6 protein-coding genes are annotated in these 17,853 nt (G+C 70.6%); 5 read left to right on the top strand and 1 reads right to left on the bottom strand.

Features of this window, described 5'->3' with window-relative positions:
• The first annotated feature begins 77 nt into the window (after positions 1 to 77).
• The 5 genes from ACFWNN_RS05650 to ACFWNN_RS05670 all read left to right on the top strand — a co-directional run bounded on the left by ACFWNN_RS05650 (position 78) and on the right by ACFWNN_RS05670 (position 16,984).
• The gene (locus ACFWNN_RS05650; protein WP_382438674.1) at positions 78 to 12,722 is read left to right on the top strand and encodes a hemopexin repeat-containing protein; all 12,645 of its coding nucleotides are present in this window, start codon (positions 78 to 80) and stop codon (positions 12,720 to 12,722) included.
• A 10-nt stretch (positions 12,723 to 12,732) separates the two neighbouring features.
• Positions 12,733 to 14,064, top strand: coding sequence for a hypothetical protein (locus tag ACFWNN_RS05655; protein ID WP_382438675.1), 1,332 nt, complete (start codon positions 12,733 to 12,735; stop codon positions 14,062 to 14,064).
• Entirely contained in the window at positions 14,061 to 14,522 is a 462-nt protein-coding gene (locus ACFWNN_RS05660) for a barstar family protein (RefSeq protein ID WP_382438676.1), read from the top strand. Before ACFWNN_RS05655 ends, ACFWNN_RS05660 begins: the two co-directional genes overlap by 4 nt.
• A gap of 324 nt (positions 14,523 to 14,846) precedes the next feature.
• Positions 14,847 to 15,641, top strand: coding sequence for a hypothetical protein (locus ACFWNN_RS05665; protein ID WP_382438797.1), 795 nt, complete (start codon positions 14,847 to 14,849; stop codon positions 15,639 to 15,641).
• Between the two features lie 131 nt (positions 15,642 to 15,772).
• Entirely contained in the window at positions 15,773 to 16,984 is a 1,212-nt protein-coding gene (locus tag ACFWNN_RS05670; RefSeq protein WP_382438677.1) for an MFS transporter, read from the top strand.
• Here ACFWNN_RS05670 and ACFWNN_RS05675 read toward each other — a convergent pair.
• Entirely contained in the window at positions 16,968 to 17,813 is an 846-nt protein-coding gene (locus ACFWNN_RS05675; protein ID WP_382438678.1) for an XRE family transcriptional regulator, read from the bottom strand. The genes ACFWNN_RS05670 and ACFWNN_RS05675 overlap by 17 nt on opposite strands.
• Positions 17,814 to 17,853 lie beyond the last annotated feature (40 nt).

The following is a 17,853-nucleotide window of genomic DNA, read 5'->3' on the forward strand; positions in this document are numbered from 1 at the left end:
CGTCCGCCGGATTGCTGCGGGAGCAGGTCGGGACATTTCGGCGTATCCATTCTTCCGTGTGCAATCGGGGGTATTTCGTGCGCCGCGACAAATTCCTGCCGACATATGAGCAGCTCTTCGGTGAGCTCGACTTCCGCACCGTCGACGAGGCGCGCTCGGTGTACTCGCCCGCCGCCTACCTCGTCGACCTGCTGCAGTTGATCGACGACAACTTCGACGGCGCCCCGCTCACCGGAACCGGCCGCCGGGCCGATCTCGTCGGCATCCCGCTCGACCACGAGGCCACCTACGCCGAGGTGCCGTACCTCGACGTGGTCAACCGGGTGCTCGCGACGCTCGTCGGACCCGATGCCGGACGGCTGCACGAGCTGAGCGAGTCGTACGCGCTGCCGTTCGACCTCGATCGGTTCAAGGTGCGCCGGTACCTGCACCACCTCGGCGTCGATCCCGTGCTGCTGCACGGGTTGTTCGACGAGAGACCGAACCGCGACGCCGTCGTGCGCGAACGGCTCGGCCTCTCCGCCTCCGAGGCCGACCTGCTCACCACCGCCGTCGCGGGCCAGGCCGGACCGTCGGACGTCGAGGAGTTCCGCCGCGCCACGCGGATCACCGAGGCCGAGCTCGACGACCTGGTGCGGCTCGAGCCCGACCTCTCCCAGGTCGACGGCCGGCTCGTCTGGAGCACCGGGGCCGTGCCGCCGGCGTGGTTCGACCTCACCGGACGGCTGGTGCGCCTCACCCGCCGGCTCGGCCTGACGCTCGACGACAGCCACCTCGTGCTGCGCCGCTGCTGCGCGGGAACACTCGATGCCAAGGCGTTGAGAATAGTCGCCGCCGTACTTCGCGTCCGGCAGGACCTGGATTTGCCGATCGACGTCGTGGTGAATCTCGTCGCGCCGCTGGAATTGCCCGTTCCGGCAGTTTCCGGCGACATTCTGGCCCTTCAGAACAGGGCTGCCAGAAAACAGATCACCGAACTCACCGGCCTTTCCGAAACCGGTATCGGCGCGGTCGTCCGGCGGGTGCGGGGACACCATCCCGGAACGGTCGCGCGCCCCGGGCCGTTCGACGCGTTCGGCCTCCCCGCGTTGTCGTTGCTCTACCGCGCCGGACGCCTCACCGCCGCGCTCGACGTCTCGGCCGACGAGCTGTTCGGCCTGCTCGACGCGCTCGCCCAGGACGCCGCGGTGCTCAGGACCACGGCGTTCGGCGTCCGCGAGGTCGATCCCGCGACCCCCGACCTGCACGCGTTGCTCGAGGCGCCGGACGTCGAGTCGGCGCTGTGCCTGGTGCGGCTGCTCACCGGCGTCGTCCGCTGGCTGCGCACGGTCGGCATGGACGTCGGCGAGCTCGGTGTCGTTCTCGGTGCCGTGCAAGGCGAGTGGGACGACCTCCCGCTGGAGGAGACGCTCGACGCCGCCGCGTTCACGCCCGACGTGTTCGCCTCACGGCGGTTCAGCGAGCGCGCCGCTCAGGTCATCTACGACGTGCTGGTCAGCTCCGACGGTGTCACGGCACGCGACCCGCGCCTGCTGCGGCCCGACCCCGAGGCCCTCGCGACGGCCGCGTTCGACGCGCTGAGCGACCTCGACGTGATCACCGCCGCCGACTTCCGCGGCCTCGGGCTCGCCGGCCTGCTCGCCGCCAAGATCCGCACGAACCTCGTGCTGGGCGGGTACGTCGACGCCGACGGCCTGCTCGTGCCCGGCTCGCTGACCGGCGACTTCGTGCTGTGGCACGACTTCGGCGACGTCCTCGCACCCGTCCGCGAGCTGATGGCCGGGACGGACGCGCTGTACCCGTCCGACCTCGCGCGGTTCGAGCACGCCGACGAGCTGTACGACAACCTCCTCGTGCTCGGCCACGTCGACCCCGACGGCACGATCATCTCCCGGCCGGACGACGTCACGGTGCCGCTCGACCACGTGGCGGCCGCGGTCTTGGAACAGCTCCAAGCACTCGCCGACGAGGCCCGCGACCACGAGCTCGCGCTCGACCCGGCGATCTTCGCGGACCTGCCGATCTCCGTCGGCGACCTGCTGGAGAGCTTGCGGTTCAACGGGTACGTCGACGCCGGCGACCACTACACCGACATCGCCGCGCTCGCCGGGCTCACCTCCCGCGAGCTCGCCGTCGACATCTCGTTCCACCCGCACCGCGCGGCGATCCTCCAGGCGATGCAGGCCCAGCTCGCCGCCACCCGCGCCGAGCTGCTGACCGTGGACGACGACACGTTCGCCGGCCTCGCCGACGAGGCCGCCGCCCAGGCGATGGCCGAGGCCCTCGACGGCACCTACCTCGTTGACGACCGCGTCCCCGACGACCTCAGGGCGTTCTTCGCGGACCACGCGAACGTCGTGACCGCGACCGGCCTGTTCACCAGCGCCGACCTCGCCACCGTCACCGGCCGGATCCGGGACGTCCTCGCCGAGCTGAAGCCCTACCGGTTCGACGTGGACGCCCTGGCGGAACTGGGTTTCGACGCCGAGGAGAGGCGCAACCTCCTCGCCCTGCTCGTCGCGCGCGGCGACCTCGACGACGACCTCGTGGTGCCCGCCGACCGGCTCGGCCTGAGCGAACCGGCCGCGTTCACGTTGCCGGGCCTGGAGGACTACGCCACCGACGTCTTCTACCTGCTGCACGTCCTGGCGCGCGAGCTGAACGCCGGCATCGCCGAGATCACCGCGGCCGTCACGGACCTCGCCGACCGGCAACGGCGGCTGCTCGTCGCCACGCTGTCCGACGGCATCGGCCTGCCCACCGAGGTCACCGAGGCGATCTGCGCGGGCGTCGCCGGCAGCGTGCCCGAGGCGGTGGAAGGACTGCTGGGCGGCAGCGTCCGCGTGCACGACCGCGTCCGCCGGTTCGCCCTGCTGGCCGGACGCCTCGGCCTCGACGCCACCGGGGTCGCCGTCGCGTTCCACGACCAGGACCTCGCGAGCGGCTTCAGCGAACCCCTGCTGCTGCCCGAAGGCGTGCGCCGGGTGGACGCGCTCCTCGAAGCCGACGGCGCGTACCTCTTCCACGGCCAGACGTACTGGTTCTACCCGCCAGGCGCCGAAACGGCCGAGGGACCGCACCCGCTCACCGCCCTGTCACCCCGGTTCGCGGGCCTCACCGCCGTGGACGCGGCCTTCACCGACGGCGCCGGCACGGCGTGGCTCGTCAGCGGCCTCAAGACGTTCGCGCGGGAGGCCGGCGCGACCCACTGGGACCAGCGCGACCAGGTCTGGGGCCAGGTCCACAGCAACTTCGCCGCACCACACCGCGTCGACAGCGCGTTCGTGGACGACGAGGGCAGGACGTACCTGTTCCGCGGCGACCAGTACGTCCGCTACTCGGGCCCGCAGTACGACTTCGCGGACGAGGGCTACCCGCGCGACATCGGCGAGTGGTGGGAGGGCGAGGGCCGCACCGTGCCGCTGCCCGACCGCTTCCGGTCCACAGTGGACGCCTCGTTCCAGGACCGCGACGGCGTCACGCACCTGTTCTCCGGCGACCACACCCTGGCGCTGGGCAACGGCGGCACCGAACGCCCGGCAGCCGAGGTCTGGGGCCGCGTCCGCAACACCCTCGCCGAGACCGGCAGGGTCGACGCGGCGCTGACCGACGGCGCCGCGACCGTGCTGTTCTCCGGCAACCAGGTCGTGAGCTACACCGACTGCGTCGAGAACGCCGGCGTGACCGTGGACGAGGGCTTCCCGTTGTCGCTGACGAGCTACCTGCCGAAGGTGCCGGTCGGGTTCGACGGGACCCTCGACGCGGCGATGCGCGACTCCTCGGGGGCGGTGCACCTGTTCAAGGACGGGCGCACGGTCGAGGTGGGCAAGGCGCCCGGCGCCACCGCCGAACGGTGGGGGAGGCTCGCGCCGGTGTTCGCCGACGGCGTGGTGGACTCGGGCTTCGTCGGCCGCGACGGGATGACGTACCTGTTCAGCGGCGACCGGTACGTGCGGTACTCGGGCGCCGACTACTCGGTGGTGGACGCCGGGTACCCGCGGCTGGTCGCGGGGGACTGGGGAGGGCTGACCCGGGTCGGGGCGTCGTTCGTGCTGGACGGGGTGACGCACCTGTTCGGCGCCGGCGGGTTGCTGTTCGCGCTGGGGGCCGAGCACACGGCCGACGTCGAGGCCGGAGCGGTGTCACGGACGCTGCGGGAGAGGTTGCAGGACCACGGGATTTCGGTTGCCGCCGGTGCCGAGCTCGTTGCTGCCGACGGTGGGTGGCGGCTGGCGGCCGAGCGCGGCATCTCCCTCACCCTGCGCAGGGTGGGCGCCGTCATCGAGGTGCACGCGAACGCCGGTCCGCAGTTCCACGTCCGCTACTCCACCCACGACCACACCACCCCGGACGCCGGCTACCCGCGCCCGCTCGCCGACAACTGGTGGAACCTCCCCGAGGCCGGGTTCGCGACCGTCGACGCCGTCCTCACCGCCCGCGACGGCCGCACGTTCCTGTTCTCCGGCACCGAGTTCGTGGTGTCGGACGCCCGCCGCCGCTGGTGGTCCGAGCCCCGCGAGATCCAGCGGCACTTCGAGGGCCTGCCGTTCCGCGGGGTCGACGCGGCGTTCGTCGGCAAGGACGGCCGGACCTACCTCTTCGAGCGCACCCGGTACGCCCGGTACTCCGGTGGCGACTTCACGAAGCTCGACGACAGGTACCCGGCGCCGATCAGCTCGTTGTGGGGCAACGTCGTCAACGGCATCGCCCGGCTCGGCAAGGTCGACGCCGCGCTGCGGACGGCCGACGCGACGTTCCTGTTCTCCGGCAACCAGTACGTCCGCCACGACGGCACGCGCATCGCCGACGGCTATCCGCGCAACCTCGACAGCCTGAAGCGCGAGCCCGGTTTCGCGAACGTCCCGGCGCTGACGAGCGTCGACGCGGCGTTCGCGGACCGCCGCACCACGTACCTGGTGTCGGACGGCCGGTGCCACGCCGCGTCGAGCACTCTGCACGCCCGCTACGAGACGCAGCCGGTGCGCGCGGCGTTCATCGAGAACGGCTCGGTGGTCGCGGAAACCCAGGAGGGCTGGCAGAAGATCAGCTCGTTGGAGGGCCTGACCGTCACGCGGACCCCGACGAGACCGAGGACGTTGCGCGCGGTGCCGGCCAAGTTCCGCACCGGCCTCGACTCCGTGCTGCACGGCACGGACGGCAACACCTACCTGTTCCAGGGCCTGGCCTGCTACGACGTGGCGCTGAAGCGGGAGTACCCGCTGGCCGAGGACTGGGGCCGCGCGCGCAACACCATCGCCGACGACAACCGGATCGACACGGCGTTCGCCGGCAAGGACGGCCGGACGTACGTCTTCAGCGGCGACCAGTACGTCGTCTACGCGGGCGAACGGCTCGACCGCATCGACGGCGAGCCCCGGCTGATCGCCGACGGCTGGGGGCTGACCAGCGTCGGCCTCGCGTACGTCACGAACGGCACGACGTACGTCTTCGAGCGCCCCGCCGAGGACGGCTCGATCCGGTACCTCACGTTCTCCGGCGCCGACTACGGCAAGCCCGACGACGAACCGCAGACCACCGACGCGAGCTTCTGGGGCCTGCCGGACGACGTGGTCCCGGACGCCGTGCTGGTCGACGGCGACACCTCCGTCTTCGTGACCGGCGAGGTCTACCTGACCCGCCGCCACGACACCTGGACCGCGCCGCGACCGGTCAGCAGGCTCTGGCCCGGCACCCTGCCCGGCCCGCTGAACGCGGTGTTCGCCGGCCGCGACGGCGGGACGTACCTGTTCTCCGGCACCAGGTTCACCCGCGTGCTCGACGGCGCGGTCGCGCCCTACCGCGAGATCAGGGAGGCGTGGGGCCGGTCGCGCAACAACTTCGCCGACAGCGGCCGGGTCGACGCGGCCTTCGTGGACGGCGACGGTCGCACGTTCCTGTTCTCCGGCGACCAGTACGCCCGCTACTCGACCGGCGACTACCGCCACACCGATCCCGGCTACCCGCGGCTCATCGCCGACGATTTGCGCACCGAACGGGCGTTCGCGAACCTGCCCGAGACGTTCGAGGACGTCGTCGCCGACCGGGTCGAGAAGGGCCTGCCGGTGGTCGACGCGGTCGTCGCGAACCCGCGCACCGCCTACCTGTTCATCGGCGAGAGCCTGCACGTCGTCTCGCGCACGGCCACCGCGGTCGTCGAGCTCAAGGCAGACGTGCGCAACCTGATCGCCGACACCGGCAAGGTCGACGCCGCGCTCGTCACCGACGGAAAGACGCTGCTGTTCTCCGGCGACCAGTACGTCCGGTACAGCGGGCACGACAGCCACGCCGACGAGGGCTATCCGCGCACGATCGAGGCGAAGCTGGCCGACGACCTCGGCGTGCGCAGGCTTCCGGCAGAGCTGTTCGACGGCGTGGACGCGGCGTTCCGCGGTGCCGACGGCGCGACGCACCTGTTCGCCGGTCCGCACTGGTTCCGCTCGGACGCCTTCGCCCCGCAGCCGATCGCCGAGCGCTGGGGCAAGGTCCGCAACGAGTTCGCCGACCACCCCGGTCTCGACTCGGCGTTCGTCGCCCCGACCGGTGAGCTGTACGTGTTCCGCGGTCAGCAGTACGCGCGGTACAGCGGTCACGACCGCACGTTCGTCGACGCCGGATTCCCGCGCACGATCGACAACGACTGGGGTGACCTGCCGTTCGACCGCGGCATCGACGCCGCCTTCGTCCTGAACGGACGGACGTACCTGGCGAGGGGTGAGGAGTACGCCCGGTACTCGGGACGCGGGTACCGCACGATCGACCGCGGCCACCCGAGGTCGTTCCCGCAGGCCTGGTCCGGCGGCGCCGACTACCGCTTCGAGGACGTCCACACCATCGCGCGGTTCGCCGAGCTGGCCCGCAGGCACACCGGGCTGGCCGAGTTCGTGGCCGCGCAACGCACCTTCGAGGACCCGTTCGCCACGCTGGCGGGCATCTTCGGCTGGGACGCCGGCGAACTGCGGTGGCTGATCCGGCGGCGGGGGATGCTGGTCCCGGGCCCGCAGGACGACCGGGTCGAGCTGGAGCTGCTGCACCGCCTGGTCGACGTGTTCGCCGTGGCCAAGGCGTTCGGCACCGGCCCGTCCGAGGTGCACGAGGTCTGGACGGCCCTGCGCGGCGGTACGTCCGCGTCGGCGCACGTCTACTCCCTGCTGGCCACCAGGTTCGGCCCGCAGGAGTGGCCGGCGCTGGAACGGCAGGTCCACGACGAGCTCGCGGTCGCGCTGCGAGACGCCCTGCTGTCGCTGGCGCTGGTGAGAACCGGGGCGACCACCTCCCGGGAGTTGTTCGAGCTGTTGCTGATCGACGTCGACATGGGCGCTCGGGGGAGGACGTCCCAGGTGCGCGAGGCGATCGCGGCCACGCAGTTGTTCCTGCACCGGTACTTCCTCGACCTGGAGGACCTCACCGAACGCAAGCCGGGCACCAAGGCCGAACTGCGGGCGAGGTGGGCGTGGATGCGCAACTACCGGACGTGGGAGGCGAACCGGAAGGTCTTCCTGTACCCCGAGAACTACCTGCGGCCGGAGTTGCGCGACAGCCGCACGCCTGCGTTCGAGGCGCTGGAAGCCGACCTGCTGCAGGGTGAGATCACGCCGGCGGCCGTCGAGAAGGCCTACAAGCGCTACCTCGACGAGTACACCGAGGTGTCGCGGCTCGCGATCGCGGGCGGGCACGTGTTCGCGCCGGACAGCGGCAACGGCCGTGACCTCGTGCTGTTCGGCCGCACCCGCACCCAGCCGCGCCGCTACTACTACCGCCGCGCGCGGTTCAGCGGCGCCGACAAGCTCACCGCCGCGTGGGACGCGTGGCTCAAGGTTGACGTGCAGATCGACGCCGACGAGGTGCACCCGGTGCACGCGTTCAACCGCGTCTTCGTGTTCTGGACGACCAAGGAGACCGTCACCGCCGCCACCACCTCGACCACGCTGACCACCAAGGAGGAGGGCAAGAAGCAGGAGGTCTCCGCGCCGCCGCAGACCGAACGCGTCCGCATCCACTACTCGTTCCAGAATCTCAACCGCGAGTGGGTGCCCGCGCAGACGCTCGCGATGGATACCCGCCGCGACGGTTCGCTCTTCGACATCAAGCTCGCGGTCGAGGCCACCGGCGAGTCGATCGTCGTCAGCTGCACGTACTCCGCGCTGAACACCGAGCTCACCAAGGAGACGTTCTCGCAGTCGGCGGCGCTGTCGCCGGAACTGGTCGAGGTGCCGCTCACCGCGATCACCAGTGGCAGCACGGTCGCCGCCACCGACCCGATGCTCGACGTGCTGGCGCAGACCGAGTTCACCCAGGGCGTCGAACGGCCGAAGGTCGTGCGGTTCACCAGCACCAAGGGCACCGACTACGGGCCGTGGTTCAGCATCGACCACAAGGGCGGCAGCTTCCTGTGCCGGCCGTCGGTCGTGGCGCCCGGCGACCCGGTAGAGCCGAAACCGTTGAGCGAACTGGGACTCAGCGGCTGGGAGCAGGTCAACGCGGCGGTCGCCGTGGTGGGCAAGCAGATCTACTTCAACAACCCGCTGTCCGGGTTCATCGAGGTCACGAACGGCACGGCTGCGAAGATCCGCCCGATCGCCGAGCGCTGGGGCCGCACCCAGACCAACCTGAGCCGTACCGGCGTGGTGGACGCCGTGATCCGCAGGGGTGAGCAGACGTTCCTGTTCTCCGGCCCCGAGTACACGCTCTACAGCGGCGTGGGCGGCACGCCGAACCCGAACTACCCGAAGCCCGTCGTGTCCAACGTGGACGGTTTCCCGAAGTGGGAGAAGGTCACCTCCGCGTTCACCGACCTCAACGGCGTCGAGTGGTTCTACTCGGCGGAGCTCGACAAGGTCGAACGCCGGGACGGCAGGTCCGCCGCGGGAGGGGTGTTCGGCAGGCACCCGAGGTTCGACGCGGCGATCGTCGACGCGGAGGAGCGCCAGACGTTCCTGATCCTCGGCGACGACTACGTCCGCTACACCGGCGACACCTACGAGAAGATCGACAACGGCTACCCGAGACGGCTCACCGACAACCCCGACGACCTGCCGCAACGACGGCTGGGCGCGGCGCTGCGGGTGCAGAACACCAGCTACTACTTCGACGACGCCGCGAAGACGTGCACCGAGGTGGTGGTGGAACGGCGGCGGCCGCGCAAGGCGACCGAGACCACCCGGCCGAACCGCGACCTCAACCGCGGCGCGACCGTCGGAGGCATGTCCGCGGTGGACGCCGCGTGGGTGCAGGGGGAGCACCTGTACCTGACGCGCGACCTCCAGTACTACCGCTACACGATCACGCACAACGGCGTACCGGACGCCGTGGACGAGGGCTATCCCAAGCCGTTGCGGCAGAAGATCACGGCGGTGTTCCTGCGCGGGACGCAGCGGTACGCGTTCAGCGGGGGTGCGTACGCGAAGATGGGCGCGCATCCCGGTGACCTGGGGGCGTTCGCTCCGATCGACGGCAACTGGGGCGACCTGCCGGAGCAGTTCACCGGCGTGCTGGACAACGACTTCCTGTACTTCTTCGACGGCGCGACCTACCTGCGCTACCCGAAGACCGGCTCGATCCTGCGGCCGTTCGAACGGATCTCGATGCCGATCGAGGTGGTCCGGCTGACCACGAGCACGGCCGCGCAGCTCAACCAGCGGCTGCTGGCCGGGGGAGTGGCGGCGCTGCTCGACCCGGCGAGCCAGGAGATCGACGAGCGGCCCGAGTTCCGCACGGACAGATCCGGCGGCAACACCATCCAGGTCTCGAACCGGGTGGCCGCGACCCGGCTGCCCGCGAGCGCGCACCTCGACTTCCAGAGCGCCAACGGCATCTACTACTGGGAGATCTTCTGCCACGCTCCCGTGCTGATCGCGCAGGCGCTCAACAGCGCGCAGCGGTTCGCCGACGCCCGGCAGTGGTACGAGCACGTCTTCGACCCGACCGAGACCGACAGGTACTGGAAGTTCCTGCCGTTCCTGGCGGTCGACCTGGCCGCGCTGGCCCAGCGCTGTCTCGACGACATGCGGGACCTGGCCGCGTCGCTGACCGCTGCGGGCTTCGGCGAACCCGCCGGGCTCGGCGCCGAACTGGCGAAGGTGCTGGCGGACCTCGCCGTGCTGGCACCGGCGTTCCGGGAGAACCGGACGCTGACGCCGGCGGAGATCGTCGTGCTCGACCGGGTGTCGGCCTCGCAGCTGCACCTCCTGCTCGCGGATGCCATCACCGCGGTCCAGGCGCAGATCAAACCGAGGACGCGGGAACCGAAGAAGTCCCAGCTGCTGGGGCTGGTGCGGGCGCTGGAGCAGTTGCGGGAACGTACCGCGCTGGTCGCCGAGCTGCGCCGCCAGTACGACCTGGTGGGGGACAAGGACGCGCAGATCGCGGCGTACCGGCGGGATCCGTTCGACCCGCACGCCATCGCCGACCTGCGTCCGGTCGCGCACCGGCGGTCGGTCGTGATGGCGTACGTCGACAACCTGCTGGACTGGGGCGACCTGCTGTTCCAGCAGTACACGATGGAGAGCATCGACGAGGCCCGGATGCTCTACGTCTTCGCGTGGGACCTGCTCGGGTCGCGGCCCGAACGTCCTGGCGTCACACCGCTTTCGGACCCGCTGACGTACACCGGGCTGACCGGGACCGCCCCGTCCCCGGCCGTGGCGGAGCTGACCGGCGGCGGCGCGTTGCTGGAGGGGCCGGGCCGCGTGCACGCCGGGCTCGCCAACGGCTACTTCCGGATTCCCGACAACAGCCTGTTCACCGAGTACTGGGACCGCGTCGAGGACCGGCTGCGCAAGATCAGGGCGTCGCTGGACTTCTTCGGGGTCGCGCGGCCGTTGCCGTTGTTCGAGCCGCCGATCGACCCGATGGACCTGGTGCGCGCCGTGGCCGGTGGGTCCTCTGTGGACGCTGCGGTGACGGCCTCCTCGTCCGTCGCCGTGCCGCACCACCGGTTCGAGACGACGTTCCGGCGGGCGCAGGAGCTGCTGGACCGGGTGCGGCAGTTCGGCAACGACCTGCTGTCAGTGCTCGACCGCCGCGACGGCGAGGAGCTCGCGCTGCTGCAGCACCGGCAGGAGGGCGTGCTGCTGGAGCTGACCACCGCGGTCAAGGACGCGCAGGTCCGCGCCGCCGAGGCGAACCTGGCCGAGCTGCAGGCCGGCCGGGACGCCACCGACGCGCGGATGCGGCACTACCAGCGGCTCGTCGACACCGGGCTGAGCGCGTTGGAGGAGGCGCAGATCGGGTTGATGGGCACGGCGTCGGCGCTGCACCTGACGGCGGCGCTCACCAAGATCGGGTCCGCGATCGCCTACGCCTGGCCGCAGCAGAAGATCGGTCCGTTCATCATGGGCATCGAGTGGGGCGGCAAGCAGGTCGGGTCGGTGCTCGACAAGACCTCCGAGATGACCCAGCTGCTCGGCGAGGGCTTCTCGATCACCGGCGAGCTGCTCGGCGTGCGGGCGCAGCAGGAGCGCACCGAGGAGGAGTGGCGGTTCCAGCTCGACACAGCGCGCGCCGACCTCGTGCAGATCGCGCACCAGATCGTGGCGGCCGAGCAGCAGCTCGCGTCGGTGCGCCGCGAGGCCGAGATCCACGCGCAGGAGATCAGGCACCAGAAGGAGATCGGCGCGTTCCTGAAGGACAAGTTCACCGGCGCGCAGCTGTACGGATGGATGGCGGGCCGGTTGGCCGGGCTGTACTTCCAGTCCTACGGCATGGCGTACGAGACGGCGCGGGCCGCTGAACGCGCGTTCCAGTTCGAGCGCGGCGTGACGGACTCGTTCATCAAGCCGCTGTACTGGGAGAGCAGGCGGGGCGGGTTGCTCGCGGGGGAGAGCCTCGGGATCGACCTGGAGCAGCTCGGGCAGGCGTTCCACGCCGCCGCGGCGCGGCCGTTGGAGATCACTCGGCGGGTGTCGCTGCTCGAACTCGACCCGCTGGCGCTGCTCGCGCTGGCCGACGGCGGGGCGTGCGAGTTCGCGCTCACCGAGGACCTGTTCGACCGCGACTTCCCCGGCCACTACCGGCGGCAGATCCGCACGGTGTCGGTGACGTTCGCCGGCGCGGACGGGTCGGTGCAGCCCAACGCCCTGCTGACCCAGCTCACCCACAAGACGGCGCTGGAACCGGACGCCAAGGCCGTGCGGCACCTGCTCGACCCGACCCAGCCACCGCCCGCGTCGTTGCGCACGGACTGGCGCGCGGGCCAGCGGATCGCGTTGTCGCAGGTGGGCGAGATGCAGGAGAACAACGGCCTGTTCGAGCTGCGCTACGACGACCCCCGCTACCTGCCGTTCGAGGGAACCGGCGCGGTGTCGTCGTGGCGGCTGGAACTGGCCGGGCGCAGGCCGCTTGCCCTGCGGGACGTCGTGATCACCTTGCGGTACACGGCGGAGGACGGCGGCGAGATCCTGGCCAACGCGGTGAAGGGCATGATGAAACCCTTCGCCACGGCCCGGTTCTTCGACCTCGAAGCCGACTTCCCGGACGAGTGGCAGGCCTTTGTGGACGGTGAGCCGCTGACGTTGCCGCTGACCCCCGGCCTCTTCCCGGGGATCGTCGGCCCGATCACCGGCGTGTACCCGCGCTACGCCAACGACTCCGCGCGTCTCGTGCTGGCCGCGACCGACCAGCACGTGCACGACGACGGCTCGGGGTGGACGTTCGCCGTGGACGGCGACAAGGACTCGTTGACCGCTGTCGGCCTCGTGCTGACCTACCGCGCCGCTTTGCGCTGAGGAGACGGACATGTCCAAGGCCGTGGGCAAGGACAAGGCCTCACGCGGCACCACGCCGGTCAAGAAGAAGACCGGCGAGAAGCCGAAGGCGAAGAAGAAAAAGGCCTCCACGCCCAAGAAGGACCCCCTGGTCGCGAACCTGGAGAAGATGCGGCTCACCAACCGCGACACCGTCTACTCCGCCGCGCTCAGGGACGCGTTCGGCGTCGACGAGTTCGACAGCGGAGAACCACCCGCCGTGCGCAAGGGCTACGAGTTCGACCGGACCGAGCTCACCCGGCTCGCCGACCGGGTCCAGTTCGAGGCGGACAAGCTCGTCACGAAGAACGACGAGGCGCAGTACAACGTGTTCGCCGGCAAGCTCCTCGACCTCACCCTGCGCACGAGCGACGTGCGGTCGATCGCCGAACGGACCGCCGGGGTCCAGGAGGCGATCGCGGCGATGAAGCTCAAGGTGAAGGCCGACTACCCGGAGATCGAGGCGTCGCTGGACAAGCTCGAGGCCGCCAAGGCCTCGGCCGACCTCGACCAGGCCAAGGGCTGGCTGAGCGATCTGGAGACCCGGCTGACGACGATGCGCGAGATCCTCGACCTGGTCAACGCCAGGACGACGACGCCGGTGACCGAGTTCCCCCTCGGCCTCTACAAGATGACCAGCAGGGACCTGTCGTTGACGAAGCGCGGCATCGCGCTGATCCCCGGCAAGTTCGCCGGCGTGGACGCGCTGAAGATCGCGTTCGCGGTGGCGGAGCCGCCCAGCGCGTTGCCCGACCTGCACCGGCTGGCCGACGACCTGGGCCTCGACCCGAAGGACGTGGAGCGCAAGTTCTCCCGGCCTGGACAGACCGGTCAGGCGGTGCACGCGATGCGGGTGATCAAGGAGTCGGGAAAGGACGCGAACTTCTTCCTCAACGGCCCGGGACGCCAGAACTGGGCGGCCCTCGCGGACATCGGCGCCCGCGGCCTCAAAGCCTGGCCGGGAGGCTCGCGCGAGCCCGTGCCCATCGGTCCGGCGGACGGCCCGGAGATCACCTTCGACGAGCTGCTGCGCCAGGCCGTCCGCCCGAGACCCGGCCGCAAGGACCTCGAGGACGACCAGCAGGGCGAGAACCCCTTGAGACCGCGTTACCTGGGCGGCAAGCACTACATCAACGACGTGCTCAAACGCGGCGTCGTGCTGCCGTCCGTCGACGGCCAGGGCAGGCCCGTCCAGTACACCGAGTACGACATCCGCCCGTACACGAGACCAGCGGACCGCGGCGGCGAACGGCTGGTGGTCGGCGGCGGCCGGAAGTTCTACACCTCTGACCACTACACGACGTTCGTGGAGATCATCGGATGAGCCTCGCGTCCCTCCTCAAGTCCGACCAGGCCTTCCACCTGACCCAGGCCGCCACCGCGGGCCTCGGCGCCGCCGTGGCGGAGCTCGCCGGGGAGCAGCCCACCACGGTCGCCCGGCGGGTGCGCGGATCGCGCTGCCGCACGATCGACGCGTTCTTCTCCGAACTGGGGGCGGCGTTGCAGTTCCCCGCGTACTTCGGGGAGAACTGGGCGGCGTTGAGCGACGTGCTGTCCGATCTGGACTGGATGCCGGGCGACGCCTACCTGTTCGTGGTGGAGGACGCGGAACTGCTGCTCGCCGACGAACCGGAGACGCTCGCGTTGGCGTTGCGGATATTCGCGGAGAGCGCGGCGGAAGCGCCGGTGCCTTATCTGTTCCTGTTGCAGGCGCCCGCACAGGGACGCGTCGTGGAGGCGTTGACGGCCAACGGCACGAGTTTCTCGCCTTTCGTGCTCTGACGGCTTGAGGGCCAGGTGGTCTGTACCAGTTTCGGGCTGGAGTGCAACCCACCGCCTGGCCCATTTCCGCACCGCGTGCCAGAACTGGCCCCCTGGCTCCGGAAAACGCGTCCTGACCAGCAAGATCAGCATCGCGGAAAACCTTAAAAGCATTTAAAACCAAACATGTCCCGGTCCGCGTTGAACCCCGTTCGTGACCTCCCCGTAGTCATCGGTACAACACCGTTCGACCCCCCGAGGAGACACAGAATGGGCGCTCGACACCGCAAGCCCGCCATGATCGGCGCGGGCGCCGTGCTGGCGGTCGCCGCTGTCGCCGGTGGCATCTTCGCCTTCAGCGGCACCAACTCGAACGCGGCTGAGGACTGCGGCGGGCTGGACACCGCCCTGCAGAACAACCTGAACTTCATCGCCGGTCAGCAGGCCAACCCCGACGCCCAGTCCGATGCGCGCATCCAGAACCGCCAGCAGGTCGTGAACCTGATCAACCAGCGGCGCGCCGCGGCGGGCTGTGGCAACAACGTCCAGGCCAAGCCCGAAGCCGGGCAGGCCGCGACGTCCGGTGAGGACTGCGGCGGCCTGGACAAGGCGTTGCAGAACAACCTGAGCTTCATCGCGGGCCAGAAGTCCAACCCGGACTCCCAGTCCGAGGCCCGGATCGCGAACCGGCAGGCCGTGGTCGACCTCATCCAGCAGCGGCGCAAGGCGGCTGGGTGCAAGGGCGACGGCGGCGCGGGCAACGCGAACCAGGGCAACGCCGGCAACGCCGGTAACAACAACGGCAACGCGGGCAACAACGCCGGCAACGGCAACCAGGGTCAGGTCGCGCAGCCGCCTGCCAACCAGGGCAACAACAACGGCGGCGCCACGGGCCAGCAGGTCTGCAACGGCTCCACCGTCACGCTCTCCGGTGAGGGCGGCGAGCCTGCCGCGTCCAGCGGCACGTTCCCGATCGGCACGACGCTGAAGGTCACGAACCTGGACAACAACAAGTCCACGACCGTCAAGGTGGCGTCGGTGTCCGGCAGCTGCGCGCTGCTGAACAACGCGGCCTTCGAACAGGTCCGTGAGCCCGGCAAGTTCCTGATCCGCAACGCGCGGATCGAGAAGATCGGCTGATCTGTCCACAAAGGACCGGGACGGGTGCTCTCCGCAGGCGGCGGGGGAGCACCCGTCCTTCTTTTGCGTGGTGACGCGGAATAGCGGCGGGGTGTGGTCAGAAGCCCGCCGGTGATGGGACCTTGGTCCACGTGACCGAGAAAGCAACGGCGGCACCGTCCGTCTTCCGCAACACCGCGTTCCTGCGGTTGTGGACCGGCACGACCGCGTCCGGGCTAGCGATGTGGGCCCTGCCGTTCGTGCTGGGCCTGGCCGTGCTGGAACGGTCGATCACGGCCGTGGAGCTGGGCGTCGTGCTGGCCACCAGAACGGCCGGGTTCGTCGCCGCGGTGCCGGTGGCCGGAGTGCTGGCGGACCGGCACGCGCGCCGCACCGTGGTCCTCTGGTCCTGCCTGGTCGCCGCCCTGGTCACACCCGTCATCGCGCTCGGCATGGGACGGTCGTTGCTGCTCATGGCCGTGGCGGCGGCGGTCGTCGGTGCCGGTCAGGGTGCCTGCCGGCCCGCGTTCCAGGCGTTGGTGGCCGAGGTGGTGCCGGAGGGGCAACGGCAGCAGGCCAACGCGGCGACCACCCTCGCGATCAGGGTGACGACGCTGGTCGCGCCGAGCCTGACCGCGCTGGCCGCGTTGATCACCAACGCCCAGGTGCTGCTCGCCGTCACGGCCGCGCTGTGGCTGTGCGCGGCGCTCGTACCGCCGAGGGGGCAGGGCAAGCCTGAACAGTCCGAGGCCCGCGCCGGGTTCGTCGCCGACTTCCTCGCGGGCGTGCACGAGGTGCGCCGGCACCCGTGGCTGCCGGCGGGCCTCGGCGCGCTGACCGTGATGATCGCGTTCGGCTACTCCGCGACGGCCGTGCTGCTGCCGGTCGTGAGCCGCGACCGGTACGACACCGAGGCGGTGCTGGCGGGCGCCACGACCGCGTACACCGTGGGGGCGTTGATCGGCGCGGCGGTGATCGGGCGGTGGCGGCCGCGCAACGCGGGCTGGGTCGCGTTGACCGGGCTCGGGCTCTACGGGCTCATCCCGCTCGGCCTGCTGCTGCCGGTGCACGCGGTCGTGCTGATCGCCGTGTACGTGGTCGCGGGCATCGGGATCGAGCTGTTCAACGTGCCGTGGTTCACCGCGATCCAGCGCGAGGTCGAGCCCGGCAAGCTCGCCCGTGTCTCGTCGCTCGACTTCCTGCTCTCCTACGGCCTGGCACCGCTCGGGCTCGCGCTCATCGCGCCGGCGATCGACGCGTTCGGGTCCGGCGTGGTGCTCGGGGCGTGCGCGCTGATCTGCTTCGCCGCTCCCGCCGCGGCCGCGCTGGTGCGGTCGTCGAGGGGGTTCACCAGGTCCAGCTGAAGCCGCGCGTGCCCGGTGGCACGTCCAGGGCGACGTCCAGCAGCGTGCGGCCGGGCTTCACCTCGGAGCCGTCCGCGACCTGCCGGACGGCGCTCGGGGCGTCGCCCTCGAACGTCACCTCCAGCACGTACTCCCGCGTCGGCAGCCGGAACTTGCGCTCGTAGTTCGTCGCGGGCGGGCACGGGTCCTGGTTCACCAGCTCGTGCTCGATCACGACGCTCTCGCCTTTCCGGAGCGGCCGTTCGAAGAGCAGTTCCGCCACCAGCAAGCCCTCGGCGGGTTCGCTGACCGTGCGGCCGACCGTGCAGTTCTTCAGGGCGTTGACCTGCGGCAACGGCCGGTCGTGGGCGTCGACGTGCATGATCACGACCCAGCGGTCGGGGCCGTTCATCGACGCCGACAGCACCTGACGGGAGCGGAAGACCCGTTCGGTGCGGTCCGCCCCGATCGTCACGAAGTCCTGCTGGCTCACCCGCAGCAGCTGGTCGTCCCACTGGGTGTCGAGGTCGTGCAACGCGTGCTCGACGGGGGAGGGGAACGGCCAGAACGCCGACATCGGCGCCGGCGCGTGCCGCAGCCAGCGGCCACGGGGACGCGGCGGCCCGAGCAGTTCGGAGAGGTGGCCGGGCGGCACCTGCAGGATGTGCTCCAGGTGGACGACGGCCTGCAGCGACTTCTGCCGCTCGGGGCGGCTGCGGCCCGTCTGCCAGTAGCTCAGCGTGGCCATCGAGACGGACACGCCGTTCTGGGAGAGGTGCTCGCGCAGGCGCTCCAGACCGAGACCACGGTTCGTGATCGCCGTCCGGAGCGCCTGCGCGAACTCGTCCACGCTGGTCACGCTAATGCATCCGCACGTCCTGCTGTAGCCC

The organism is Lentzea sp. NPDC058450, assembly GCF_042721395.1.
Lineage (GTDB): Bacteria > Actinomycetota > Actinomycetes > Mycobacteriales > Pseudonocardiaceae > Lentzea.